Raw genomic sequence first — 24,541 nt, 5'->3', positions numbered from 1 at the left:
AATGCAATCAACAACACCGCAAACTGATTTTGAAAAAAATGGATTCAAGAATCTAAAGTTAGCCATAATTTGTGTGGTACTTGGACTGTCAATTTATGCAATTGGCTGGGCTAAGTATGCAATTATATCTGTTCTAATATCACTAGGAGTCGGATTTACTATTCGCTTTTCGCGCTATTGGCTCGGTACGCATTATCCAAATATGGGGTTAGCCTTACAGTATTTCTTTGCTGTGATATTGTCATTTCTGGTGTGGGGTCTGACACCGTTACTTCTTAAAGTTGTAAAAAGCTCAGGAGGCTATGTTGATGACTTACAACAGTATTTAGGTATTTTTTTAGTTGGTGGATTTATTATGGTGGTGGTAAGTTTTATTTACTACCGCAGCGAACAAACCTTACTGCTAAAACGTTCTTTATATCGAATTGAATTAGAGCAAGCCCAAAAAGATAAGCTGCTATTAGAAACTCAATTACGGCTTTTACAGTCCCAGATTGAGCCGCACTTTTTATTTAATACATTGGCGAATATTCAGGCATTAATTGCAGTTGATGCTAAGCAAGCAAGCAAAATGTTGCTGGCTTTAACTGCATTGTTAAGACAAAGTTTAGATAGAACAAGAACAGAGTGGTTAACGATCGGTCACGAACTTCGATTTAACAAAGCTTATTTAGCAATACAAAAAATAAGACTCGGCGACCGCCTCAACGTTGAATATGATGTCACCGATAAAATTACCGACAATATTCTTTTTCCACCTATGTTACTGCAACCACTTATCGAAAATGCGGTAATACATGGAATTGAGCAAATAAAAACGGGGGGCACGCTAAAGCTCTCGGTGACGCGAGATCAACATATGATGATTGTTACTTTGAGTAACCATTGTAATGAGGTTGGCAGTAAGCGCACAGGCACTCAAGTTGGATTGACAAATGTACGAGACCGACTTGAGCAATTATATGGAGATAAAGCTCAGCTTAACTATGATGCGAGTCAAGCTGGCTTTGTAACAGTTACTTTAGAGGTCCCGATTGATGTCTCAACACACTAAAGTTGTTATCGCAGATGATGAACCTTTACTAAAAGCACATTTAAAGTTGATGCTGGAAACTGTGTGGCCAGATGTTGATGTTGTCGGGCAAGCTTCGGATGGGGAAGAAGCGCTCGCTTTTATCGATGAGTTTTCACCTGATGTGGTGTTTTTAGATATTAATATGCCAACTATCAATGGGCTGGAGGTTTCTAGGACATTGTGTGATTATGATGATCCGCCCTATGTGGTATTCGTGACCGCGTATGATGAATATGCCGTAGATGCTTTTGAGAATCAGGCAATAGACTATTTACTCAAACCGATAGAAGAAGAACGGTTAGAAAAAACGGTTGCCAGAGTGCAGAATATGCTTAGCAGTCAATCTTCGTCTCCGAGTCAAAAACTGCAATTGAGTGAACTATTCGAAGAATTGGTAGAAGCGACTAAGCCAGCGCCAAAGAATGAATATTTAAAATGGATTAAAGCAAGTAAAAATAATGAATTACATCTTATTGACGTAGGCGATGTTGATTATTTTATCGCGGATAATAAATACACGGAAGTCAGTGTAGAGGAGGAAAAGTTTTTGATAAAAACCTCTATTTTAGCGTTAGAGAGTGAGCTTAACCCTGATGTTTTTTGGCGAATCCATCGCAACTGTATTGTTAAAGTAGATAGAATTCAACGCGTTGTTAAGGATGAGTTAGGTCATGTTTATATCGACCTTAAAAATACTGCTGAGCAGCTGTTAGTAAGTAGAAAATATCAAAGTTTATTCAAGCAAATGTAATTGAAAATGGGTTTTTCCTTTGGCTACCTAAACACAACAGGCAGTCAGTCAGCGTAGTCTAAATACCAGATATATTCTCGAATTATATGGGATTGTGTTGTACGTATTTAGGTGATCTCCCAGCCTTCCCAATATCAATAGCTTAAAGCCAGCAATGTGATGACCGATGATATGCCAGCCGGTGTTTTTTTTGCCTTCTGGTTTGCGTTGTATGTCGGATAATCGCAAATAAATCATGTATGGAAAAAGAGGCGTTGAACATTGAGTGCGTTATCAACCTAGTATCTCAGCTTAGTTTCTTCTTCAAATACCTGCCTTGTCATATCTCTGGTGTTATTGTGCTTACACTTTATCCTCGATATTTACCATTTATCACTCATAAACTACCGATTGTCACCTCCTTACCCACAGTGTTGTTTCACGCCTTAATATGTACACATCAGTATTATAACAACGGATGAATCACATGACTAAGCACTCAATAATAACATTACTTTTTTCGGGACTTTCACTGATAGGCTCAGTGTCTACTTTTGCGTCATCAATACCTGCGGAGGTATTGAGCGCATATCAGCAAGGGCTGTCAGGAGATCAAGAGAAGAACCAGGCAGCATTCAATGCCTTGTCAAAGATTAATGAGGCGTCACCTAACCCTGTGGTATTGGCCTTATTAGGCAGTTCCGAAACGACACAAGCAAGATATACCAATAAGCCTTGGCAGAAAATGAAATTTGCAGAAAAAGGCATTGCTAAGTTGAGTAAAGCGATTAAGCAAGCAAAAGATTTACCGTACCTTCAGCAAGCAAGAGTGAATGTAACGGCTGGTTGTACTTTTTCTCAGTTACCAAAAATGATGAATCGGGCTGAACATGGACGTTACCTGCTCAACCAAGTTATGGAGCAAAAATCGCAGTTCGGCAGTTTAGAGCCCACTTTACAAGCATCAGCTTACCGCTGTGCTTCGATTGCCGCTAAAAAGTTGGACGATGAAAAAGGGGCTGAACAATTTATGGCATTGGCTCAAAGTGTCGCAGGTCAATCACCAGCAGGTTTAAAGGAATAACATGCTTAGTTTCAACAATATAAAAAAATCATATACAACGGGGGATGTGACCGTTGCAGCTTTAAAAGGTGTGTCGGCAAATATTCGCAAGGGTGAAACTGTGGCACTGTGTGGGCCTTCGGGCAGCGGAAAGTCAACGTTGTTGAATATTTGTGGTCTACTCGATGATCGGTATGAAGGTGACATCTGGTTAAACAACACTCCCATTCCAAAGAATAAAAATGATTTAACCCAAATTCGTCGTGAAAAATTAGGCTTTATCTTTCAAAGATATAACTTAATCCCAGTGATGTCGGTGCTTGAAAATATTGAATATCCATTACTCATGCTAGATATGAATAAGCGTCAACGTATGGATCAGGTAATTGAAATTGCACATAAGGTTGGCTTAAAAGATCATATTTCGAAACGGCCAGATCAACTATCTGGGGGCCAGCAACAACGGGTTGCCATTGCGAGGGCTTTGGTCAAACGACCTGAAATCGTTATTGCGGATGAACCAACAGCAAACTTAGATACGTCGACAGCAAATATGGTGATTGATCTTATGAGAGATTTAGGTAACGACATGGGGAGTACATTTATTGTTGCCACACATGATCATCGAATGACAGATCGTTGTCATCGAGTATTGGACCTTGCCGATGGCATGTTGCAAGAAGTGCAACCTCAGTTAGATACAAAGAGGGCAAGTTAATGCGTTGGATTATTTTTGCATTTTTAAATGTACTTAGAAATGGGCGACGCTCTCTTTTTACCATACTTGTTTCAGCGGTTGCGGTTGCAGCAATATTAACGACCAGCGGATTTGCATTGTTCACGTATGAGTCTCTCGCAGAGAAAGCAGCTAGGGATGAAGGTAATTTCATTATTACACATGCCAAATTTTTGGAAGAAGAGGAAGATACGCCACTAGAGTATGGGTTGTCTGATACGCAAGTGCTGCGCAGTCAGTTGGCTGAAGATGAAGAAATTAAAAGCATTTTACCAAGAATAAACTTTAATGGACTTATTTCTAATGGTGAAAAGAGCTCAATATTCATTGGTTTAGGTGTAGAACCTGAAGAGTTTATGGTAAAAGGCCCATTCTTGAGTATGCTCTCTGGGCAAGCATTATCTGATTTTGGAGATGAGAATCAAGCGCAAATTGTGTTAGGGAAGGATTTAGCTCGAAGCTTAAAAGTAAAGGTTGGGGACTATGTGACACTTATGTCAACCACCACCGATGGGGCGCTTAACGCACTTGATTTTGTGGTTCGTGGTATTTATACCACAGGCGTACCTGGCTTGGATAAGCGACAGTTATACGTCAAGTTATCTGATGCGCAATCACTACTATATACCGATAAAGTGAGTTCGCTTTCGGTGTATCTTTTTGACCTCAACGCAACACAACGAAAAGTGGCACAGTATCAATCTCGTGACCAGTCACTACTATTTGTACCTTGGTGGGAAAAGGCGTTTTATTATCAGTCAGTTAAGGCTTTATATAACCGTATATTCGGATTGTTAGGCGGTATTATGGTGTTATTAGTTTTCTTTTCAATATCGAATACTATGGCAATGACCGTTACAGAAAGAACACGAGAAATAGGGACTGTTGCAGCAATGGGGTCTTATCAATGGGAGATCATTCGTAATTTTATTCTGGAATCAAGCATTATAGGCTTTTTAGGCGCGGTCATAGGTATCGTCATTTCAATTATTGTGTCATGGGGCTTGGTATATCTAGGTCTAGAAATGCCACCACCGCCAGGTAGTAATCAAGGCTATCCACTAACGATAACTTTTTCTTGGGAAATAGCACTTTCGGTGATGAGCGTGATGGTGGTTGTATGCGTACTAGCGGCATTCAGGGCTGCATATAAGGGAAGTTCAAAATCAATTACGGAGGCGCTTAGCCATGTATAAAAAGATAATTAATAATATGCTATCGATATGTTTGGTGAGCAGCTGCTCATGGGGTGCGATAGCTCAGGCTGATGTAAACCCTTTACAGGTACTTAAAGCGGTCGATGCCTATAGGAGCGAATCTAATACTGTCAAAGTTTCAGCGACGGTCCGTGCATATAAGCAAGATGAGTTGCGAAATTCAAAGCAATATGACGTTTATTCAACGTCAGCAAAGCGCTCACTGGTTGTGTTTAAGTCTGATTCTGAAAAAGGTCAAAAAGTACTGATGAAAGGCAGTGATTATTGGATGTTCATGCCTAAAAGCCGTCGACCGATCCGGATCACGCCAATGCAAAAGTTGTTGGGGGAAGCATCCCTTGGTGACATTGCTACGCTCAGCTGGAGTGAAGATTATACCGTCAAGCAAACAACGGATATGGACTCATTGTGGCAGTTTGAGCTTCATGCCATATCACCTAAGCTCAGCTATCAAAAAATTATACTTAATGTACGCAAAGATAATTACTTTCCTGAAGAGGCTGAATTGTATTTGCGTTCAGGCATGCATGCCAAGACAGCTCAATTTGAGCAAGGTGAACGTAATGGCAAACAAAAGGTGACGGCAATGGCGTTGCACGATGAAATGCGCAAAGGGCATAAAACAGTGATTGAATATGATTTAATCGAACCGATTTCTGTACCAGATAGGTTGTTTAACCCTCAAATCTTGATACGAAGTGACTTGGATCGCTTACTAACTGAGTAAGGAGGTAGTAAATGCTACTAAGCCTAGATGAAAATCAAATAGATATTTGGCAAACCTCAGTGAGCTTATTTCAGGAAAATCACGCCATCGGGGAGTTAGAGGCTATGTTAACTGAGTCAGATTTAGAAGCAATTGCATTAATAAGAAGGCCGTCAGAGAAGTTAGTCAAAATTGTATCTCGCGCATTCTTAAGATCAGTACTTGCGAAGTACACAGGGTTAGCGCCACAGGCGATTCAATTTGAGCGGGGTTGGCATGGGAAGCCGCAGTTGGTCAATGAAGGTTTATCACTGGAGTTTAATCTTTGTCATAGCGATAACGTGTTAGCGTGCGCGTTAAGTAAAAAGAAGCCAATAGGGGTCGATGTTGAGCGAATTAGGTTTAAGCGAAATTTAATACGCCTTGGTCACACTGTCTTTTCAGAGGATGAAAAGATCTCGCATTTATGAAAGAGTATAAACTCGTGCCATCAATGAGTCGCGCAGGGAATTGTCATGACAATGCGGTTGTGGAAAGCTTTTTTGCGACGATTAAAAAGCGAATAATTAAGCGTAAGATATACTCGACACGCGAAGATGCGAAAGCTGAGATATTCAATTTTATAGAAATGTTTTACAATCCAAAAAAGCGCCATTCACATACAGGCGGTGTTTCACCTGCTAAGTTTGAAGAAGCGTATTATTCTGAATTAAAAACTGTCTAGTGAAAGCTGGGAAGTCCAGTAGCGATACTAATGAGTTGTAATTATATTATGAGAATTGTTTAAAATTGTAATGTAGGGTTGCGTGGAGTCCTGATGTGCTGAATCATAGAGCGATACAATGGAATAGGATTTCTCGTGAAAAAAGCCATATTTACTTTAGCGATAGGTGATAACCCAATGTATCGGGCTGCGATTGCTAGCTTCCGCTATTATGCCGATAAGGTCGGCGCAGATTTAATTATTTCAGATCAGCTTCATTTCCCAATCTCTATTGAGAAGCCAAAATATAATGCCAGTCCTGCTTGGACAGAAAAGCTGCGTATAGGTGACCTGCTTCGTGAATATGATCGTGTTCTTTATGTAGATGCAGATGTATTAATTACGCCTAATGCACGGAATGTGTTTGAGCTATACACAGATCGAGAAACAACTTATTGGTTTGATGAAGGGGTGGTACAAGATCGAGATAACGATATTGCGTTGGTCTGTGATGCGTTAGGTGATGTTTGTTGGCCTAAAAATAATGAACGGTTTGTTTATTATAATGCTGGCATTATTCTTACTTCAAAAGAGAGCGGTTTGTTTGAAAAAACACAGTTAGATGACTTACAGCGTATCTGTAATAAGATAACTCACTATGATCAAAGCTATTTTAATTATCTATTACATAGGCACTCAATAAAGCATGCGTCGTTGGACAAAGCATTTAACCGTATGGATATGTTTGGATCTGATGATTATTTAGAGGCTGACTTTATACATTATGCAGGGAAAGGGTATGCTAAAAATAGCCGTCGACGAGATGTACAGTTTTTGAAAGATTTTGGCAATTTATATCATAACCTTTTGCCCGTGGAGCAAGTTACTAATTTGAAAATACGGGCATGGCAGGACTATTTGGCGGTTGTTTATAAGAAGTACCCTTTACCAAATAGCGTAATAAAAATGTTCAGTCAGCGATTTGTTCCACATTAGTTTTTACATTGGGAGGGGGGAGCAGATCGGTATAGCGGATGCTCTCACCTATTTGCATTATTTTTAGGTGCATGTTGGGGTTAATGTCTTTAAACGCTTTCTTTAAACGCCTTAATGGTTCGTTAACGTGCTCATAGCCTAAAAGCCAAGTACCGTAACCCCACGGAATAAAGACTTTACAAGCAAGGTCTTGCGCAGCTTTGACAGCATCTTCGGGTGCCAAGTGAATACTACGATAATTGTGATCATATGCCACTATGGGCATTAAGCAAACATCAAAGCCGTTAAATTGGGCTTTTATATCTTTATAAATTTGACTGTAACCCGTATCGCCGGCAAAAAAGACAGTATGCTCACCGTCATCAAATAACCAGGATCCCCACAGTGTTTTATTCCAGTCGGTTAAACCTCGTCGAGAAAAATGGTGGGCAGGTAAAAAATGAATATTCGTGTTACCGACAGACGTCTGTGTGTACCAGTCCATCTCTGTAATAGGGCCTTGCTTGTAATCAACATTGTCTGTGACGGCTAAGGGAAGAAGCAGTTGTGTATCTGTGGCCAACTGGTTTAACGTTTGTTCACTTAAGTGATCATAATGATTATGAGAAATGACGACACCATCTACAAATTGCAACTGAGCTGTTTTTACCGGTGCCGGTCCCTGCCTTGCCATATCATCGTTGATACGCCGTGCTAACCAGCCGACAAAACCGTCAAATTCACCAAAAACAGGATCGGTTAAAAAGGCGTCGGTATGGCGTTGTTGCACGAGAAAGCTTGCATGGCCTAACCAGGTTAATGTCTGACGCGCAGTTTCATCGATACGTGGTGTTGGGTATACCAAATCCTGATAATTGAAGCCGGTATCTTTACGTAAGCCGGTGAATGACCCGATATTAATAAAATTAGGTTCTACTTTTTCAATTTCATGGAGTTCAAGAAACTCAATGTTGTCATAAGGATGGTGGGGGCCATGCCCTTCAAATGGGCTAGGATATTGATTGCTAAACTCTCCGAGATTATTTTTATTAAAATTAGGATTATCAATCGTTTTAATTGGTAGAGTTTGGCATGCAGTTAAACCAACAACAAATGTGCTGATGGCAACGTATTTTAACCGTGCGTGCATGATACTCCTGTGTCGTATAGTGGCGCCTATCGAGCCACTATACTGTATTTCGATGCGCACGTTCAACGATTGCTGTTAAGTACCTGTGCAATGGCTTTGTTGAAATCTCTTTGATGTTGGATATTGAGCTTACTAAGTCGAGTATCTTTAAGGGCGCAGTTATAGGGTCTTTGTGCCGTGTGCTCAGGTTTAGACTGAGGCTCAAGTAGCGTTTTCGGGTAGCCTAGAACATCAGCAATGATACACGCCATCTCATATTTACTGAGGGCTTGATGATTGGAAATGTGAAAAATACCGCCTAGGTGCTGAGGGTGTTTGAGTAAATCTCTAATGGTACAAGCAATATCCTCTACATGGGTTGGGTAGCGAATTGCCCAATTATCGTGTTTTGAGTGTTTGAGTGGATTGACTTGTTCGGCGATAACGGTGACCGCTGACTCAGCTAAATGTGTTACATCTCCATACAAGACAGGCACACGAATAATCGTATGTTGGCCGCAAGTTGCGAGTACAGCTTGTTCGGCACGCTGCTTGCTTTGTCCATAAAAATTAAGAGGGTTTGTTTTTGAAAACTCGTCGTAAGGTGCATTGTCACCATCGAACACATAGTCTGTGCTAATAAATAGTAGGCGTATATTTCTTTTTTTACATTGCTGTGCGAGAAATTCAGTGACTTTGACATTGAGCGCTAGAGCTTGTTCTGGCGCCTGCTCACAAATATCAGGCCTGCGCTCGGCGGCAGCATGAATGAGCGCATCTGGTTGATGTTCATCAAGAAACGCAGTTATTGCTGCTTCATCGTTTAAATCGAGTTTGTGAATATTACCGCTAGCGCGGTTAAAGCCAATACCTTGAGTATTAAAAGAAGCCCCTAAAATGGTCATTAATGAACGACCCATTAAGCCAGTTGCACCTGTTATTGCTACTTTATTCATATACACCCTCTTAAAATTGAGATTTAAGGTATATTATCAGTAAAGGACTCACTAGATAATAACTATAATGAAAGGATTTTGTTTATGATAATAAAAAAACTACCAGTGGCTCTGTACGTCGGTATGAGTGCTTTATCCACTGTGACAATTGCCCATGATATCTACCCTAAAGGAAGTGAATGCGAAGTGACATTTAGCTCAAAAACGATATCACTTTCCGCGATGTATTTCACAAAAAAGAAAGAAACCGAATTCGAGCAGATTGCGCATGTAAAGCAACGGTTATTTGAAAAAGCAACAAAGGCATTGGCACAATATAATACATCAATGATGATTAAGTCGATGAGGTTTAAAAGTCATAGTGAAGATGCGCTTGTTGCCAAAGCTGAGTTTCTTCCAGTGACCTCTTGTGCGAAGGATATTCCTCGAGTAAACACAACCTCTTTAGATTTATTTAGCAATAATATTATGCATTTAAAGCAGAAAGTAAATCTTGGATATGCAATTTCAGTGAATAAGGAAGTGATCAAAACGGCACCATTGAAATTAGAATCAAACTTGATTTCAGACAATGCGATATTTGGTATTAAGTTAGGTGAATCGATGCAGTCCGTTGAAAAAGATTTAGGGCGCTTTAGTCTGCTTTGGCCGCTATCTGATGGCGCATATATTGCGTTCATTGGTCGAGACAATGCGTTGTTTTTTTCGGATCACAAATTCGTGGGCTATCAATACAATGAATCTTTACTGCCCATTTCTTTGCGTAATCATTTGGAATTCTTTAATGAGGGGATTCGGGTATATGATCCGACGACGGGAAATGCCTTCTCAAGTGGAGAAGAACTAACCACTGCACGCGTTAAAGCCTTGAAAGGCGCGTATAAAAATGTGCAAATAGTTAAAGTAAAGACGTCAGATGAAGCTGTCGTCGATAAATTGGTCGGCTTGAGTATTGGAGATACCTCTTTACTCACGGGGAAGTTTGATGCTTTACCTTGTCCAGACGCAGCGGCACTCTTGCAGAGAGCCCCTGACTTAGATAAGTCGTTAGTCCAATTGTTCGGGATGAGTGGCAAGCGTGCTTTGTTGACTGGGTGCCATCAAAAAATTGAGATGAACCACTATGGCACTGTGACATCAATCGAATTATTAGATCCTTTAACAAGTACGAATATGGAATTGAAAGGAGGTAGCCGGTTATTACAGAGTTTAAAACCATGGCAGTTTGGGACAGTGTCTCAAGGTGACTCTGTGAACCAGTTACCCGCAAATGAGTTGGGTGAAGCGAATTTAGATGTGATTGAATGGAGTAACAATCTCTGGGAGGGTCATTTTGTACTTGATAATGATACGGTTGTGGCGGGTACCCTGATACCCATAAAGCTTTAAACATAAAGGGCGAGGCATGCACCTCGCCTTTGATTTGAACTTTAAGAAGGTTGTGACTGCCCTTCCCATACGCGAGACTTAATGCTGACTAATGCAATGATGATCCCTACACCAATACAGAAGAGACTGATTTGTAAGTAAAGGTTTGGCATCTCTTGCACATTATTTGGATCAAAGTGCCCGGCAAGTAACCCAGAAATAATATTACCAATGGAGTAGGTGAGTACGAATACCCCCATCATTTGGCCTGCAAATCGCTTGGGTGAGAGTTTACTGATTGCGCTAAGTGCGACTGGACTTAAGCATAACTCACCAACAGTATGAAGAAAATAAGTCGTGATTAACCAATATGGTGCCACTTTTAGGCCTTGAGCAGCATATTGTGACGCCATAAACATAACTAAAAACCCACTTGCCATGATCACAAGGCCAATTGCACATTTCAAGTTATACGAAGGGGAAATCATGCGTTTTGAGAGATTTATCCATAGCGCTGCAAAGAACGGAGATAGAATAATAATAAATAACGCATTTGCAGATTGAAACCAGGCAGTGGGGATTGAAAATGTACCAATCATACGATCCGTATAATCACGCGCAAATAGGTTTAGCGATGACCCAGCTTGTTCAAAACCAGACCAGAAGCAAGCGGAAGCAATGCAAACTAAAAGGAGAGCCCACATCTTCTTTTGTTCATCTTCATTCAGGTCTCCTTTGTAGTAAATAAGACCAAAGTAAATAAAAAAGACTAAGGTAAATACGACGGCAACATATTGCGCTACGATCACCGGATTTATGACAATGACACCAGAGTATGTCAAAGTCGTCACTATGGCTATACCGATCAGCACAAGCGTTATTACTGACCAAGCTTGCTTAGCTTGCTTTGGTTCGAGCGGGCTGGTGGGTTTTTCCCCCACATTTGCGATATTGCTGAGCGTTCGTTGATATTGAATTAAACCAATTGCCATACCGACCGCAGCTGCACCAAATGCATAATGCCACCCGACATGCTCCATAAAATAACCACACACGTAGTAGCCAATGACAGACCCTAAATTAATACCCATGTAATATATGGCATAGCCACTGTCTCTGCGCTCATCATCACTATGATACAACTGACCAACCATGGCACTGATATTCGGTTTCAATAAGCCGGTACCCAGTGCGACAAAAATGAGGCCTATAAAAAAGGAATGTGTGGAGGGGACCGCTAAAATTATGTGGCCGATCATGATAATGAGGCCACCATACCATACTGTTTTTTGACCGCCGAGTAAGCGGTCTGCTATCCAACCTCCGGGCAAGCCTAAAAAATAGACGGCGCCAGTGTATAGGCCATAGATGGCAGCGGCAGAAGCAACGGTGAAACCGAGGCCTTGTTCTTGAAGGCTGGCGGTCATAAATAAGACTAAGAGCGCACGCATGCCATAGTAGCTCATGCGCTCCCACATCTCAGTAAAAAAGAGTGTAGAGAGGCCTTTTGGGTGACCGAAAAACCCCGTATCCTGTGATGACATAGGCTGAGTTCCATTATAATAATTGTAATTGTCTGGAACTATTAGTACGTTAAACACACAGTTAATGCAACTAAAGGCGTTATTTCTATTTAGAAGGTGATGTATTAACTAATTGATATAAATCATTAATATTATTAATCTCGATGTGAGGAAGGCCGAGGTATTTGTACTTAAACTGTTGGTTATTCAACCAGAGGCTATTACAGCCAGCCAAGTTGGCACCTTGTACATCACTGTCTAAGCTATCACCAATATGTAAAATCTCCGATTTTTTCACATTTAAAACGACGGCGGCTTTGTCAAATAGTTCACTATGGGGTTTTGCCGCGCCGTCAGGACCGGCTTTTAAGACGAGTTCAAATTCATTACGCAAATTAAATTTGTCAATTTCAACATTACCATTGGTGATTGCTATTAGGCGAAACTTCGTGCGTAATGCACCCAGTAAGTCGAGCACAGATTGCTGAACGGTGATGTTACTTCTGGCATCACTAAATGCTTGATAGGCACATGATGCATAATGGTGAGCTTGCTCCTCGGTCAATGGTAGTTTAGACATGCCATATTGCAATGCAACCTTACGCCACCGTGTTACATCATTGGCAAGGGAGGGAGTTTGTTTAACGGTTTGATTGCGACAGTGTGACCAGTAATTAGGGCCTTGTTGAGACCATTGTGTTATTTGATTTAAATAGTCTAGCTGTGCTTGGACTGCTGCTTTGATGACCGGGTGGTTATTGTATAGCGTATCGTCTAGATCAAAGCTGAGAACACTGATGCTATCTATGGCTTTATTAAATCGCATTGTTACTTATTTCGAATGAGGAGATGGTGTTATTATACTAAAAGTCTGTCATTTCGGATCGTTATTTTGTTTTTTCGATCTAGGGTGGGCTCTATCATAAACCTTAGCGAGATGCTGAAAATCAACATGGGTATACACTTGGGTGGCAGATAAGCTGGTATGGCCGAGCATTTCTTGCACAGCACGTAAATCACCACTAGATTCAAGTAGATGACTGGCAAATGAATGACGTAACTTATGGGGATGAACGGGTGTGCTGATCCCTTGTTTAATGCCCCATTCTTTCATTCTTTCTCTCACATGGCGAATAGATATACGCTGTTTACGCTTGCTGACAAATACGGCGAGTTCCTCTTCATGCGCCATAATAGAACGCACAGTCAACCACGCTGTTAATGCATCGAGTGCTTTTGTGCCAACAGGGATCACACGTTCCTTATTGCCTTTACCTAAGACACGAATCTCACCTTCACGAATGTCGCCTATGTTGACATTGACCAATTCGCTGATACGTAAACCACTTGAATACATTAATTCCATCATTGCTTTATCTCGCAATGCTAATGCATCTTCGGCAACTATGTTCAGTAATTGACCCATTTGGTCAACATCAAGGTTTTTTGGTAATGGGCGCTGAAACTTGGGGCCTTTGATCCCTTCACCTGGGTTGGCGATTGTTGCTTCTTGTATATGTTTTACTTTTAAAAACTTATACAGACTCCGAATACAGCTTAATTTAAGGTTTATTGTGCGAGGGTTGTATTGTTTAGCGCGTAAATGCATGCTGTATCGGCGGATTTGTTCGGGTAATACATGTAGCCAGCCGTTGCTGTTGCTGCTTTGAAAGTACTGGGCAGCTTGGCGGAGCTGGGTGCTATATTGGGTTAATGTATGTGGAGAATATTGCCGTTCATGCTTTAGATATGCCATAAAATCGTTGACGGGTGAAAGCCAAACTTGGCTAAGCACGGTATTGGTTGCCGGCATGTGACTAGGCCAAGTCACTCAAGCGCAGTTCAAGAGAGGCAATAAACTCCTTGATGAATAAGTTATCGTTGTCTGAATTGAAGTGTGTTACATCATCACTGGCGAAGGCTAAAATAGCCTCAGGGTGTTGAACACTACCAATTAAATACAACGCAACAGAGCGAGCTTGCAGCTGATTGTCTTTAAGCCAAATTAAGTTGTGTTCCTGTTGTGATAATCGACCAAGGTAACAATTTTGCCGCGTTAATCGAGTCTCGACAATGGCGTGTAATCGGTCTGTGTAGGGCAGTAATTCACACGCTATGACTTTGGGGTTCTGACATAAAGTATCAGCGAGCTGCGTCGCGAGGTCGGAAAAGCTATGGCATCGCCATAATTGTCGCTGACACTCACTAAATAGACGAAATACGCGTTCATTTTCAAGGGCGAGTCGAGCTGTTGTCGCAAGTTGGGTTTTCAGCTGAGTATTTTGCTCCCGTAACTTACGCTGCTGCTGTAGTGCGAGATTTGGTAGCCCTTGGCTTTGAGAATACAACTCCAGCTCGAGCAATACATATTGATGGTTGGTAAAAAAGTCTGGGTGACGTATCAAATAGTCACAAATTTTTTGTTCATCAATCGTGAATTGCTGTTTGCTCATATTATTGTCTCATAAGTGAATTATAACGCGGTTTGTCCATCAAATACGTGCTCGGCAGGTCCTGTCATTTTTACTGCGTGACCTTCACCTTGCCAGCGTATTTGTAAGCTACCACCTGGTAAGTCTACTCGTACGGAGTTGGCAAGCTTTTTTTGTGCAATGCCGACGACCACTGCTGCGCATGCGCCACTGCCACAGGCTAAGGTTTCTTGTGCACCACGCTCCCACACTCTTAATTTAATATGCTCATCGTTGAGAATTTGCATAAAACCAATATTGGCTCGTTCAGGAAAGCGTTCATGATGTTCCAGTAAAGGCCCTAAAATGGGTACGTCAGCAGTGTCAATATCATCCACTTCCAGTACACAGTGAGGATTACCCATTGATACAACACCACAAAATACAGTACGATCATCGGCGCGCATAATATAGGTTAGTTCTGGTTTTGTTGCTTTGAAAGGAATGCTACTTGGCGCAAAGTGCGGATTTCCCATATTGACCGTGACTTGGCCATCTTTCTCCATATATAAAGTGATATTACCGGATTTGGTAGAGACCGAGATTTTATGTTTATTAGTAAGACCTTTCATTCTAACAAAGCGCGCAAAGCAACGAGCGCCATTGCCACATTGCTCAACCTCAGAGCCATCTGAGTTGAAAATTCGATAGTGAAAGTCTAATTCTGGAGAGTAAGGCGCTTCAACCATGAGTAATTGGTCAAACCCGATCCCAAAGTGTCGGTTGGCGAGCTTTTTTATTTGATCACGAGACAAAAACACGTTTTGGGTGACATTATCGATCACCACAAAATCATTGCCTAAACCGTGCATTTTTGAAAAATTTACAAACATAATGTTTTAAAACTACTCCTGCTAAGGCACCTTGCCATGATTTTTTGTTATTACGATATATGAATTATGGTAGTAATTGCTCACCTTGCCACAATGATTGTAGTGTCTCTCTTTGCCTGATCACATAACATTTTTCGCCATCTACCATTAGTTCAGCAGCGCGGGGGCGCGAATTATAGTTAGAGCTCATTGTAAAACCGTATGCACCTGCACTTCGCTGGGCCAGTAAGTCACCGGCTTGAATGGCAAGTGGACGGTCTTTACCTAAGAAGTCACCTGTTTCACATACAGGGCCAACTACATCGTAATTATGTGTTGGTGTATCGTCGTTACGTGGTGAAACAGCAATAATATTTTGCCATGCTTGGTAAAGAGAAGGTCTCAGCATATCGTTCATGCCAGCATCAACAATGGCAAAATGCTTTTCTTGGCTTGGCTTTAAGTACTCTACTTGAGTGACTAGAATTCCGGCATTGGCGGCAATGGCACGCCCTGGTTCAAACACCAATTCTAGGTGCGGGTAGTTCGTCAGCTTTGCTTTTACTTCAGCCGCATACGCACTGGGATGCGGTGGTTTCTCACTGTCGTAGGGCACACCTAGTCCGCCACCAATATCTAGGTGATGTAAGTTAATCCCTGCGGATTTAAGGTGTTCAATCAACGCAAGAACTTTATCTAATGCAGCAAGAAATGGTTCCACTTCGGTCAACTGTGAACCAATATGAAAGTCGACACCGACCACATCTAGTGCAGGCAGTGCGTAGGCAAGTTGATAGACATCAAAGGCTTGTTTAATATCAATACCAAATTTATTTTCTTTTAAACCTGTTGATATATAAGGGTGCGTTTTAGCGTCGATATCTGGGTTAACTCGAATAGATACACGGGCCGTTTTATTTAATCCGTGTGCGACATGACTGATCCGTTTGAGCTCGGCAATAGACTCAACATTGAAGCACTTGATATTGTGTGCCAATGCAAACTCAATTTCAGCGGAGGTTTTAGCGACCCCAGAAAAAACCACTTTACTGGTATCGCCTCCGGCTTCTATGACTCTTGCCAATTCACCTTTCGATACAATATCAAAACCAGCGCCAAGTTTTGCCAGCACATTGAGGACGGCAATGTTCGAGTTCGCTTTTACCGCATAACAAACAAGGTGTGGATGCCCGTCGGCAGCATTGGTAAATGCATGGTAATGACGCTCAAAAGTTTTTCTAGAATAGATATAACAGGGTGTACCGTATTGCTGAGCAATATCCGTCACCGCGACTTCTTCAGCAAAAAGCTGTTGATCTTTATAATGGAAAAAGTCCATGTTAGCGCTCCTTTTCTATCATTGGTTCAACATCTGCGCTATGGCTGCGCTGCGTTGGTTTAACGTCGCTTTTTGGGGTGTTGAGATCAGGCTTTGAACCGTGCTCAGGGAGATATAACACGCCACTTTGTCCGCACCCAGTTAGGGTCAAAACGCTTAATATGACTAAAATAAACATGCTTGATTGAGAGAGTATCGCTTTCATTAGATTAATGATGTCAGTGCCTTTATAATCGCAGAGTAACAGAATTCGTAAAAAAAGCAGCTATTGCGACTAGGTATTTTAGCTGCATCGTAAATAAATTGTGCTGAAAAAGGAAAGTGCTATGACAGATCACGAGTACCATGAGCTAGCAGAAGCTTTAATGTTTACCATTGAAGATCAAATTGATGATTGTGACGCGGACTTGGATTATGAGTCAGCGTCGGGCATTTTAGAGATCTTATTTGCCGATAAGAGTAAAATTATCATTAATAAACAAGCGCCATTACATCAGGTGTGGGTAGCAACTAAGTTTAATGGCCATCACTTCGAGCTACATGGTGACAAGTGGATTGATAACCGCTCTGGTGCTGAGTTTTGGCAATTTATGTGCGATGCTGCAACGCGTCAAGCGGGTACGGAAATTAAATGGAAGCACAGTTAATGTTGCCTTTTGTAGAATATGCAGCGCGTGGCGAGCATAAAGCCAGTATTATTTGGTTACATGGTTTGGGTGATTCGGGTGAAGGTTTTTTACCTATTGCACCGGAATTAAAGTTACCAGATGAGTTAGGTGTTAGGTTTGTTTTTCCACATGCACCAGAACAACCGGTCACCATTAATGGTGGTATGGTAATGCGCTCTTGGTATGATATTAAATCTATGGATGCAGAAAGCCGTGCTGATGAGCATGGTGTTAGGGAATCGGCTGATAAAGTGCAGCAACTGATTGATGCTGAAATTGCAAAAGGGATTAGCCCTGACAGAATTATTTTAGCGGGCTTTTCACAAGGTGGGGTGATCTCTTTACATCTTGCGCCGCGATTATCAGTTAAACTTGCTGGTGTAATGGCGTTATCGACTTATATGTGCGCGCCTGCTAAGTTAGCCAATGAAGCTGTACAAACCGAACTAAATATTTTCATGGCACATGGTAATCAAGATCAAGTTGTACCTATGTCGTTAGGGCGATTGGCTTACGATACACTGCGTGGGCAAGGATACGACATAAGCTGGCAAGATTACTCGATGGCCCACCAAGTATGCCATGAAGAGTTAACCGCGATCCGTAATTGGTTAATCGCCACATTATCTTAATTGAGGAAGAGCAGCAATGACACAACGGATAGTCATCAAAACGGCCGTTACTAAAACGACACCTACCGTTCAAGTGGTAAGTTATCAATGGCACTGGCGCCGTATTTTTGCGGTATCGAGTGTTGTGTTGTTGTCTGCGGCGGGCGTTACTTACGGTTTAACCAATGTCGTAAACGCTGATGAAATGCATGTACAGGCGCCTGATAACATCCCTAGTGCGGGAACAGTTGTAGCACATTTGGCAGATGAGAGTGTGTCAGGTGATGAAGCGCTTGCAAGTACGACAGTAGCCGTTGTAGGCAAAGACAGTGAGATCACAGCTGTGTCAGTGGCACGAGCTCCTGCAATCTTAGTAGTTTCTGAAGTGCAGCCTGAATTACCGCTAGAGAAAGCACGCACTGTGGCGAGTGAAACCATAGAGGGAGCAGATGAAGAGGATGCTGAGCAGGAGATAGCCTCAATGGTGACTGAAACTGTATTTTCAGAATCAGCGCATATTGCTAATGTGGCGCTTGGAGCAAAAATAGATACAAACATCGTGAGTCGTGCTGTATTGACTACGGGCATTGAACAGCGCGAGCCGATTGACGTTTTAAATGACAACTTAAAGCGTACTCAGTTTTCAGAAAAACTTTACTTCTTTACTGAGATTAAAAACTTGCAAGGCAAAATAGTGCATCACTTATGGTTTCATCAAGACCAGTTGATGGCAGAAATTCCCTTGCCCGTGAATGCAGTGAGGTATCGTACTTACTCAAGTAAAAATATTATGCCAAGCCAAACTGGGCAATGGCGTGTTGAGGTTGTTACCCAGCAAGGGCAACTGTTAGCACAAAAATCTTTTCGTATTATTCCAGATGCTCAATAAGGGCAGAGTTAAGGCAAATCATGACTGAACAAACAAATATCCTGCGTATTGCAACCAGAAAAAGTGCATTGGCTATGTGGCAAGCTGAGTTTGTAAAAGCAAGGTTAGAGCATTTTCATCCGAGCTTAACGGTTGAATTAGTACCTATGTCTACACAAGGCGATATTATTTTAGATACACCCTTGGCAAAAATCGGTGGCAAAGGCTTGTTTGTGAAAGAACTAGAGCAAGCCATGATGGATGGTCGCGCAGATATAGCCGTGCATTCTATGAAAGATGTCCCTGTAGATTTTCCTGAGGGCTTAGCACTTCATACAATCTGTGAACGTGAAGACCCACGAGATGCATTTGTGTCTAATCAATACAAAACATTAGATGAGCTCCCTCAGGGTGCTGTTGTTGGCACCTCTAGCTTACGCCGCCAGTGTCAAATTCGCGCATTACGCCCAGACTTACAGATAAAAGATCTTCGAGGTAATGTGAATACGCGTTTAGCTAAGCTTGATAACGGTGAGTACGATGCCATTATTTTGGCCGCGGCGGGATTGTTACGATTGGCCATGCCAGAGCGTATTGCGGCCTATATTGAACCAGAAATGTCTTTACCCGCGAATGGGCAAGGTGCTGTTGGCATTGAGTGCCGTATCGATGATGTGCGTGTACAAGCGTTACTCGCACCGTTAGAGCACACAACAACTCGTATTCGCGTCAATGCAGAGCGTGCCATGAACCGCCGCCTAGAAGGGGGGTGTCAGGTTCCTATTGGCGCATATGCAGAGGTTGAGGGCGATATGGTATATTTACGCGGGTTGGTGGGTGCGGTGGATGGCAGTGAAATTTTGCATGCCCAATCGAGTGGACCAGTAGAGCAGGCAGAACAAATCGGTATTGCGTTAGCTGAACAATTATTAGCGCAAGGCGCTGATAAGATTTTAGCTGAGGTATATAGAGACGCTTAATATGGCTATTGCAATTACTCGACCTGAAGGAAAAGGCGAGCAGCTAGCCGAGCTGCTGATAGCTCAACAAATTGATATTGTAAAAACACCTGCCCTTAAGCTGGAAATGTTGCCGGTCAATAACACTCAGTTGTCGCCGATAGATGATGCGGATGTGATCATCTTTATCTCGCAAGATGCTGTGAAAGGATTGGCTGCACACTTACCCCAATTACCGTCAACCGCAACCTTGGTTGCTGTTGGCGAGCAAACCGCAAAGGCCATCGATACAGTCTATGCGCGCCAGGCCCAAACGCCCGTGCAGCAAGATTCTGAAGGGGTGTTAGCGCTTCCTCAATTACAATCCATCGCTGATAAACTGGTTGTAATAGTGAAAGGCGAAGGGGGTCGCACATTATTGGCAAAAACCCTAAAAGCGCGTGGAGCAGTATTAAATCAATGCCTTGTTTATAGGCGAACCCCAGTGCTGGCACCATCAGATACCTGGTTAGACCACTGGCGAGAAGCTAAGATTGACGGTATAGTCATAACCAGTAACGCGGCAATCGATGCTATATTTAATACTACCAATAAAGGTTTGTTGGCTTGGCTGAATCAATGTCATTTTTACTTGGTGAGTCAGCGTAGTGCCGATCATTTGATGCGACAACATCAGGTCGCATCTTCCCATATTACAGTTGCTTCAGGGCCGAATGATGAGGCCATTTTTAAGTGTATTATGCCTGAACAAACACAGCAAGGTAGCCAAATGAGTGAACAACAGAATCAGCAAAACGAAACACGCGCGGTAGAAGATAAACCTGTAAAACAGAAAATCAGTAAAGTGGGCGTATTGGCTTTATTGGTTGCTTTAGCTGGTGGTACAGCAACAACCGGCTTAATTATTCATGGTCAGCAGATCAGCGATAAAACCTACCTTGCGCTTGCGCAACTACAACAGCAAAATAGCCAACTTAGTGAACAATTAAACACCACTCGTGAGCAACTAGTTCAATTGCAAAGTCAGCAAAAACAAGTTGATATGCAAATTGAGTCTCGCTTAGCAGCACAGACTCAGCAATTTGATACGCAGCTGCAGGCGGCGTTGAGCTCAGCCCAACAACAAGTCAGTGGTGCACTCAGCAGTGAGGTGTTGTACTTACAAAGGATGGCACAATTTAAGGCCTCAGCGGAACAAGATTTTCAGGGCAGCATTGCGGTACTACAAAGATTGAGTGATGTGTTGCAGCATGAACCAAATACCACGGGCGTGTTGAGCGCAATTGCCCAAGATATAGCATTGTTGAATGCACAAGCTAAGCCGCAATTGGAATCTAGATATTTACAGTTACATGGTTTACTCGCACAGGTACCTGAACTTGAGCTGCAAACGTTGCGTTTACCAGAGCAAACAGCAGCGTCTACGGCACAATTGTCTAGTGATGTCAGTGACTGGCAAGCCAATTTATTACGCACATGGGAAAATTTGGTAGACGACTTTATAACGATTCGCCATCGTGAAGTTGCTGTTATTGACCCGCTACTTGATAAACAAGAACAGCAATTATTGAAAGCGCAGCTACGAAGTCACTTGTCACAAGCTCAGAGTGCTTTGATGGACAAGCAAGCCAGTGTCTTTTTTAGTGCTTTGTCGAGTGCTCAACAAACGTTAATAAGCTATTTTAAAATGGACTCTGCAGCAGTACAGGCAATGCATGACGAATTAGTCCTGATGCAGGGTCAATCATTGGCGTTTAATCAAACTGTTCAGTTACGCTCAGCTAAAGCGGTACAGGGGTGGTTAAAATGATCCGAGTGATATTAATAATTATCGCCATTGCGATTGCCATGGCAGCAGGGCATTTATTAATTGACGAAAAGGGTTATGTGCTCATAGCGTATAACGATGTGACCATTGAAGCCACGATAGTTGCAATGGCCATTATGTTTTTCATGCTAACGATTGGCATATGGCTCGTCGTAAAGGCGATTAAATTTTTCTGGCGACTTTATCGTAAATCAACGGGGCACTTTGGTCATAAGCGTGCAATGAAAGCCTCTCAGGCTTGGCAACAGGCGCTATGGGCGACTCTTAATGATGATAATGAGCAAGTACAAGTGGCGTTTAAGAAGCATGATGCACCCAGTCAGTGGCAAGATTATCAATATGCGTTACTGGCGAAGTCTGCCTTACAGCAAGGCGAGCAGGCAACTGCGGTACAGCACCTAAGCGCCATGTCAGAAGAAGCACAAAGTAAAGTGCCTAAGCTCTGGCTACAGGCTGACAAAGGTGAGCAAGCTTTGGTGTTACTTGAAACGCCGATGCAGCAGAAAAAACCACAATCAACCGAGATAGCCACCTACCTTGAGGGCCTATTGGTAGAGCAAAAGTATGTTGAATTGATAAAGACATTGAACGACAAACACAAGCAAGTGACTTGGTCAGCGGAGCATTGGCAGCGTTTCTTTGCGCGTTTTTTTATGCAAAATCAACCTGATGGGCAAGCGTACTATGAGCAGCTACCTAAAGCACTGAAAGTGTATGCACAGCAGTCTTATTTACAATCAATGGCGGCGAGTGGGCAAATTAAACAGATACAGCCTGCATTGCTAAAATGGTTAAAGAAAGGGTTGTATCACGATGTGTCGGCAGTGATAAGTGCTGCGAATGAAGGTGATTTACAATTAACCCATGCCATACAGGCTCAGCTGAAAAAACAACCCGATAACGCTGAATTATTAGCGTGTTTAGCATGCATGGCCCATGTTGATAAGGATTTTGAACTCGCAGCCAAAATTTTTGACAACATAAATAAAAGCGATTGGCATACTGGTTGGACGAGTATAGCATTACGCAGTTACGAGCAGACCCAACAGTATCAGAAAGCCTATGAATTGGCGATTCTCAAATAAATACTCAGAAAAAGCCAGCGAATACGCTGGTTTTTTTATACTTGCATAACTAGGTAGCCGTGCTAAAAATGGACATGTGTCCTTGATCTTTATATTAAGGCAAGTATGATCCGCAAAATTTTATCTGCAGCCGAGTGAATTATGATCAATAACAACTTACCTTTACTTGATTTACACCGCCATTTAGATGGTAACGTGAGAGCGACTACGATTTTAGAGCTTGGTCAGCAGTTTAATATGCCATTACCGGCGACGGATATTGAGGGCTTGATCCCACATGTGCGAGTACTCGATAACGCTCCTAACCTTATGGCATTTTTAGCTAAATTAGATTGGGGTGTCAAAGTGCTTGGTGATTACGATGCATGTCGCCGTATTGCCATCGAAAACGTAGAAGATGCGATTGCACAGAATATGGATTATACCGAACTGCGCTTTAGCCCTTACTATATGGCACAAACACATGATTTACACGCTCAAGGCGTCGTAGAGGCGGTGGTTGATGGTATTAAATCGGCAACGCACAATACCGATATTAAAGTGAATCTAATTGGTATTATGTCGCGTACCTTCGGTGTTGATAAATGTCAGTATGAGCTTGATTCATTATTAGCATGCAAAAACGATCTAGTTGCTATCGATCTTGCCGGTGATGAACTGGGTTATCCAGGCGCGCTATTTGTCGATCATTTTAAGCAAGTTAGGGATGCTTATTTAGGTGCCACAATACACGCGGGTGAAGCGGAAGGTGCAAAAAGTATCTGGCAAGCCATTAATGAGTTAGGCGCAACACGTATTGGTCATGGTGTTAAAGCCATTGAAGATCCAAAGTTAATGGATTATTTAAGAGACAACCGCATTGGTATTGAGTCATGTTTAACCAGTAATATTCAAACCAGTACGGTGGCTGAACTAATCACACACCCACTTAAGCGCTTTTTGGATCATGGTATTTTAGCCTGTATTAATACCGATGATCCTGCAGTTCAAGGTATTGAACTTGATAATGAGTATGCCGTTGCCGCACCTGAGGCTGGGTTATCGACGCAAGATATGGAACAAGCGCAGTGCAATGCACTAGAAATTGCCTTTTTAAGTGACAGTGATAAAAAAGCGTTATTAGCTAAAAAAGCGAGTTAATAGCCAGTCAGTTCACTTTGAGCTGCTTAATGCACTGAGCAGCTCAAGTAGTCTTGTTTTAACGCCTCTATGACTTGGCTTCTTGTTACCAAGCCAATAACCTTGCCATTTGATGTCACTGGATAAACCTTTGGTTTATTGCCTTGCATTTGCTGAGCTAAATCGACAATATTCATGTGTTCAGTGACTGACACCACATTATCGGTCATCAATTCTTTAACCATTATTTTGCCTTCGCAAAAATAGCTACTTTGTAATAACGGGGCCAACATTTGCTGCTCTGAAATAAAGCCCACTAAGTGCTGCTGCCCATCTAAAACGGGTGCGCAGAATAATGTGTGTTGGTGCAGTTCATCAATCGCTTCTGTGAGCTCGGAATCTGCATAAATTGCAGGAATATGTGTCGTCATGATTTCTTTTACAGTTTTCATTCTAGTGCTCCTGTGTTGATGAATTCAGTATGCTCTGTTATTTTTAATTAATAAAATTGATTAAATTGATTGTTTCAATTTAAAAAAGGGATTGATAGAAAAGCTCATCACACTCAATATGTGTTTTGGCGCAAGGGGATAGAATATG

The 24,541-nt window shown here is 42.1% G+C and carries 26 protein-coding genes and 1 pseudogene; 17 read left to right on the top strand and 10 right to left on the bottom strand.

Translation table 11 applies throughout. The annotated features are described in order from the left end of the window. Position 1 precedes the first annotated feature (1 nt). The 9 genes and pseudogenes from J8L98_RS16805 (at position 2) to J8L98_RS16765 (ending at position 7,226) form a co-directional block, all read left to right on the top strand. Positions 2-1,054: a histidine kinase gene (locus J8L98_RS16805; RefSeq protein ID WP_210997377.1), complete on the top strand. Its 1,053-nt coding sequence runs from the start codon at positions 2-4 to the stop codon at positions 1,052-1,054. Then, positions 1,038-1,826 carry a LytTR family DNA-binding domain-containing protein gene (locus J8L98_RS16800; protein ID WP_210997376.1) on the top strand — a complete coding sequence of 263 codons (789 nt, stop codon included), beginning with the start codon at positions 1,038-1,040 and terminating at the stop codon, positions 1,824-1,826. The genes J8L98_RS16805 and J8L98_RS16800 overlap by 17 nt, the downstream gene beginning before the upstream one ends. 466 nt (positions 1,827-2,292) lie before the next feature. After that, a complete protein-coding gene (locus J8L98_RS16795) occupies positions 2,293-2,889 on the top strand; it encodes a hypothetical protein (protein WP_210997375.1) in 597 nt (198 codons plus the stop codon). 1 nt (position 2,890) lies between these two features. Further along, complete coding sequence (locus J8L98_RS16790; RefSeq protein ID WP_210997374.1) at positions 2,891-3,586, top strand: ABC transporter ATP-binding protein; 696 nt, start codon at positions 2,891-2,893, stop codon at positions 3,584-3,586. Next, a complete protein-coding gene (locus tag J8L98_RS16785) occupies positions 3,586-4,800 on the top strand; it encodes an FtsX-like permease family protein (protein WP_210997373.1) in 1,215 nt (404 codons plus the stop codon). Before J8L98_RS16790 ends, J8L98_RS16785 begins: the two co-directional genes overlap by 1 nt. Further along, on the top strand, positions 4,793-5,548 hold the full coding sequence (locus tag J8L98_RS16780; protein WP_210997372.1) for an outer membrane lipoprotein-sorting protein: 756 nt from the start codon (positions 4,793-4,795) through the stop codon (positions 5,546-5,548). Before J8L98_RS16785 ends, J8L98_RS16780 begins: the two co-directional genes overlap by 8 nt. An 11-nt stretch (positions 5,549-5,559) precedes the next feature. Further along, positions 5,560-5,997 carry a hypothetical protein gene (locus J8L98_RS16775; protein WP_210997371.1) on the top strand — a complete coding sequence of 146 codons (438 nt, stop codon included), beginning with the start codon at positions 5,560-5,562 and terminating at the stop codon, positions 5,995-5,997. Between the two features lie 20 nt (positions 5,998-6,017). Then, positions 6,018-6,251: pseudogene (locus tag J8L98_RS16770) on the top strand (IS3 family transposase); the annotation flags it as partial. A 135-nt stretch (positions 6,252-6,386) separates the two neighbouring features. After that, complete coding sequence (locus J8L98_RS16765) at positions 6,387-7,226, top strand: glycosyltransferase family 8 protein (protein ID WP_210997370.1); 840 nt, start codon at positions 6,387-6,389, stop codon at positions 7,224-7,226. Here the strand turns inward: J8L98_RS16765 and J8L98_RS16760 are convergent. Both J8L98_RS16760 and J8L98_RS16755 read right to left on the bottom strand, forming a co-directional pair. Further along, positions 7,201-8,355 (bottom strand): MBL fold metallo-hydrolase, encoded by a 1,155-nt coding sequence (locus tag J8L98_RS16760; RefSeq protein ID WP_210997369.1) that lies wholly within the window; start codon positions 8,353-8,355, stop codon positions 7,201-7,203. The two genes, J8L98_RS16765 and J8L98_RS16760, sit on opposite strands and share 26 nt — an antisense overlap. A gap of 62 nt (positions 8,356-8,417) precedes the next feature. Continuing rightward, positions 8,418-9,290 (bottom strand): SDR family oxidoreductase, encoded by an 873-nt coding sequence (locus J8L98_RS16755; RefSeq protein ID WP_210997368.1) that lies wholly within the window; start codon positions 9,288-9,290, stop codon positions 8,418-8,420. A gap of 84 nt (positions 9,291-9,374) precedes the next feature. Between J8L98_RS16755 and J8L98_RS16750 the strand changes: the two genes are divergently transcribed. Continuing rightward, positions 9,375-10,679: a hypothetical protein gene (locus tag J8L98_RS16750; RefSeq protein ID WP_210997367.1), complete on the top strand. Its 1,305-nt coding sequence runs from the start codon at positions 9,375-9,377 to the stop codon at positions 10,677-10,679. A 41-nt stretch (positions 10,680-10,720) separates the two neighbouring features. On the opposite strand, the gene J8L98_RS16745 is transcribed toward J8L98_RS16750, so the two are convergent. The 7 genes from J8L98_RS16745 to J8L98_RS16715 all read right to left on the bottom strand — a co-directional run bounded on the left by J8L98_RS16745 (position 10,721) and on the right by J8L98_RS16715 (position 17,008). Then, positions 10,721-12,202 carry a peptide MFS transporter gene (locus J8L98_RS16745; RefSeq protein ID WP_210997366.1) on the bottom strand — a complete coding sequence of 494 codons (1,482 nt, stop codon included), beginning with the start codon at positions 12,200-12,202 and terminating at the stop codon, positions 10,721-10,723. Between the two features lie 85 nt (positions 12,203-12,287). Then, positions 12,288-13,007 (bottom strand): HAD-IA family hydrolase, encoded by a 720-nt coding sequence (locus tag J8L98_RS16740; RefSeq protein ID WP_210997365.1) that lies wholly within the window; start codon positions 13,005-13,007, stop codon positions 12,288-12,290. Positions 13,008-13,055: 48 nt separating this feature from the next. Continuing rightward, positions 13,056-13,994 (bottom strand): site-specific tyrosine recombinase/integron integrase, encoded by a 939-nt coding sequence (xerA, locus tag J8L98_RS16735; protein ID WP_210997364.1) that lies wholly within the window; start codon positions 13,992-13,994, stop codon positions 13,056-13,058. Between the two features lie 4 nt (positions 13,995-13,998). Continuing rightward, positions 13,999-14,634: a DUF484 family protein gene (locus tag J8L98_RS16730; RefSeq protein WP_192506163.1), complete on the bottom strand. Its 636-nt coding sequence runs from the start codon at positions 14,632-14,634 to the stop codon at positions 13,999-14,001. 20 nt (positions 14,635-14,654) lie between these two features. Next, positions 14,655-15,485 (bottom strand): diaminopimelate epimerase, encoded by an 831-nt coding sequence (gene dapF / locus J8L98_RS16725; protein WP_210997363.1) that lies wholly within the window; start codon positions 15,483-15,485, stop codon positions 14,655-14,657. 64 nt (positions 15,486-15,549) lie between these two features. Beyond that, complete coding sequence (lysA, locus tag J8L98_RS16720) at positions 15,550-16,803, bottom strand: diaminopimelate decarboxylase (protein WP_192506161.1); 1,254 nt, start codon at positions 16,801-16,803, stop codon at positions 15,550-15,552. A 1-nt stretch (position 16,804) separates the two neighbouring features. Beyond that, positions 16,805-17,008, bottom strand: a complete 204-nt coding sequence (locus tag J8L98_RS16715; RefSeq protein WP_192506160.1) for a lipoprotein — start codon at positions 17,006-17,008, stop codon at positions 16,805-16,807. Between the two features lie 121 nt (positions 17,009-17,129). Between J8L98_RS16715 and cyaY the strand changes: the two genes are divergently transcribed. From cyaY to add, 7 genes are all read left to right on the top strand, one after another. Beyond that, positions 17,130-17,450, top strand: coding sequence for an iron donor protein CyaY (gene cyaY / locus J8L98_RS16710; RefSeq protein WP_192506159.1), 321 nt, complete (start codon positions 17,130-17,132; stop codon positions 17,448-17,450). Next, positions 17,450-18,103 carry an alpha/beta fold hydrolase gene (locus tag J8L98_RS16705; RefSeq protein WP_192506268.1) on the top strand — a complete coding sequence of 218 codons (654 nt, stop codon included), beginning with the start codon at positions 17,450-17,452 and terminating at the stop codon, positions 18,101-18,103. Before cyaY ends, J8L98_RS16705 begins: the two co-directional genes overlap by 1 nt. Before the next feature lie 16 nt (positions 18,104-18,119). Beyond that, positions 18,120-18,971 carry a DUF2914 domain-containing protein gene (locus J8L98_RS16700; protein ID WP_210997362.1) on the top strand — a complete coding sequence of 284 codons (852 nt, stop codon included), beginning with the start codon at positions 18,120-18,122 and terminating at the stop codon, positions 18,969-18,971. Positions 18,972-18,991: 20 nt separating this feature from the next. Next, the gene (hemC, locus tag J8L98_RS16695; protein WP_210997361.1) at positions 18,992-19,930 is read left to right on the top strand and encodes a hydroxymethylbilane synthase; all 939 of its coding nucleotides are present in this window, start codon (positions 18,992-18,994) and stop codon (positions 19,928-19,930) included. Between the two features lies 1 nt (position 19,931). Continuing rightward, positions 19,932-21,719, top strand: coding sequence for a uroporphyrinogen-III C-methyltransferase (locus J8L98_RS16690; RefSeq protein ID WP_210997360.1), 1,788 nt, complete (start codon positions 19,932-19,934; stop codon positions 21,717-21,719). After that, complete coding sequence (locus J8L98_RS16685; protein ID WP_210997359.1) at positions 21,716-22,822, top strand: heme biosynthesis HemY N-terminal domain-containing protein; 1,107 nt, start codon at positions 21,716-21,718, stop codon at positions 22,820-22,822. Before J8L98_RS16690 ends, J8L98_RS16685 begins: the two co-directional genes overlap by 4 nt. Positions 22,823-22,963: 141 nt before the next feature. After that, positions 22,964-23,962 (top strand): adenosine deaminase, encoded by a 999-nt coding sequence (add, locus tag J8L98_RS16680; RefSeq protein ID WP_210997358.1) that lies wholly within the window; start codon positions 22,964-22,966, stop codon positions 23,960-23,962. A 26-nt stretch (positions 23,963-23,988) separates the two neighbouring features. Here add and J8L98_RS16675 read toward each other — a convergent pair whose 3' ends face one another. Continuing rightward, the gene (locus tag J8L98_RS16675) at positions 23,989-24,393 is read right to left on the bottom strand and encodes a CBS domain-containing protein (RefSeq protein ID WP_192506153.1); all 405 of its coding nucleotides are present in this window, start codon (positions 24,391-24,393) and stop codon (positions 23,989-23,991) included. Positions 24,394-24,541: the final 148 nt, after the last annotated feature.

The organism is Pseudoalteromonas sp. MMG013 (assembly GCF_018100885.1).
GTDB classification, from domain to species: domain Bacteria; phylum Pseudomonadota; class Gammaproteobacteria; order Enterobacterales; family Alteromonadaceae; genus Pseudoalteromonas; species Pseudoalteromonas aurantia.
Note: the sequence above shows the minus strand (reverse complement) of the source record. Positions and strands in the feature narration are given on the sequence as shown.

What these genes read in the sequence shown, in the direction of transcription:
- J8L98_RS16805 (WP_210997377.1), top strand. Translation starts at nt 2, where the DNA reads ATGCAATCAACAACACCGCAAACTGATTTTGAAAAAAATGGATTCAAG.
- J8L98_RS16800 (WP_210997376.1), top strand. Translation starts at nt 1,038, where the DNA reads ATGTCTCAACACACTAAAGTTGTTATCGCAGATGATGAACCTTTACTA.
- J8L98_RS16795 (WP_210997375.1), top strand. Translation starts at nt 2,293, where the DNA reads ATGACTAAGCACTCAATAATAACATTACTTTTTTCGGGACTTTCACTG.
- J8L98_RS16790 (WP_210997374.1), top strand. Translation starts at nt 2,891, where the DNA reads ATGCTTAGTTTCAACAATATAAAAAAATCATATACAACGGGGGATGTG.
- J8L98_RS16785 (WP_210997373.1), top strand. Translation starts at nt 3,586, where the DNA reads ATGCGTTGGATTATTTTTGCATTTTTAAATGTACTTAGAAATGGGCGA.
- J8L98_RS16780 (WP_210997372.1), top strand. Translation starts at nt 4,793, where the DNA reads ATGTATAAAAAGATAATTAATAATATGCTATCGATATGTTTGGTGAGC.
- J8L98_RS16775 (WP_210997371.1), top strand. Translation starts at nt 5,560, where the DNA reads ATGCTACTAAGCCTAGATGAAAATCAAATAGATATTTGGCAAACCTCA.
- J8L98_RS16760 (WP_210997369.1), bottom strand. Translation starts at nt 8,355, where the DNA reads ATGCACGCACGGTTAAAATACGTTGCCATCAGCACATTTGTTGTTGGT.
- J8L98_RS16755 (WP_210997368.1), bottom strand. Translation starts at nt 9,290, where the DNA reads ATGAATAAAGTAGCAATAACAGGTGCAACTGGCTTAATGGGTCGTTCA.
- J8L98_RS16750 (WP_210997367.1), top strand. Translation starts at nt 9,375, where the DNA reads ATGATAATAAAAAAACTACCAGTGGCTCTGTACGTCGGTATGAGTGCT.
- J8L98_RS16745 (WP_210997366.1), bottom strand. Translation starts at nt 12,202, where the DNA reads ATGTCATCACAGGATACGGGGTTTTTCGGTCACCCAAAAGGCCTCTCT.
- J8L98_RS16740 (WP_210997365.1), bottom strand. Translation starts at nt 13,007, where the DNA reads ATGCGATTTAATAAAGCCATAGATAGCATCAGTGTTCTCAGCTTTGAT.
- xerA (WP_210997364.1), bottom strand. Translation starts at nt 13,994, where the DNA reads ATGCCGGCAACCAATACCGTGCTTAGCCAAGTTTGGCTTTCACCCGTC.
- J8L98_RS16730 (WP_192506163.1), bottom strand. Translation starts at nt 14,634, where the DNA reads ATGAGCAAACAGCAATTCACGATTGATGAACAAAAAATTTGTGACTAT.
- dapF (WP_210997363.1), bottom strand. Translation starts at nt 15,485, where the DNA reads ATGTTTGTAAATTTTTCAAAAATGCACGGTTTAGGCAATGATTTTGTG.
- lysA (WP_192506161.1), bottom strand. Translation starts at nt 16,803, where the DNA reads ATGGACTTTTTCCATTATAAAGATCAACAGCTTTTTGCTGAAGAAGTC.
- J8L98_RS16715 (WP_192506160.1), bottom strand. Translation starts at nt 17,008, where the DNA reads ATGAAAGCGATACTCTCTCAATCAAGCATGTTTATTTTAGTCATATTA.
- cyaY (WP_192506159.1), top strand. Translation starts at nt 17,130, where the DNA reads ATGACAGATCACGAGTACCATGAGCTAGCAGAAGCTTTAATGTTTACC.
- J8L98_RS16705 (WP_192506268.1), top strand. Translation starts at nt 17,450, where the DNA reads ATGTTGCCTTTTGTAGAATATGCAGCGCGTGGCGAGCATAAAGCCAGT.
- J8L98_RS16700 (WP_210997362.1), top strand. Translation starts at nt 18,120, where the DNA reads ATGACACAACGGATAGTCATCAAAACGGCCGTTACTAAAACGACACCT.
- hemC (WP_210997361.1), top strand. Translation starts at nt 18,992, where the DNA reads ATGACTGAACAAACAAATATCCTGCGTATTGCAACCAGAAAAAGTGCA.
- J8L98_RS16690 (WP_210997360.1), top strand. Translation starts at nt 19,932, where the DNA reads ATGGCTATTGCAATTACTCGACCTGAAGGAAAAGGCGAGCAGCTAGCC.
- J8L98_RS16685 (WP_210997359.1), top strand. Translation starts at nt 21,716, where the DNA reads ATGATCCGAGTGATATTAATAATTATCGCCATTGCGATTGCCATGGCA.
- add (WP_210997358.1), top strand. Translation starts at nt 22,964, where the DNA reads ATGATCAATAACAACTTACCTTTACTTGATTTACACCGCCATTTAGAT.
- J8L98_RS16675 (WP_192506153.1), bottom strand. Translation starts at nt 24,393, where the DNA reads ATGAAAACTGTAAAAGAAATCATGACGACACATATTCCTGCAATTTAT.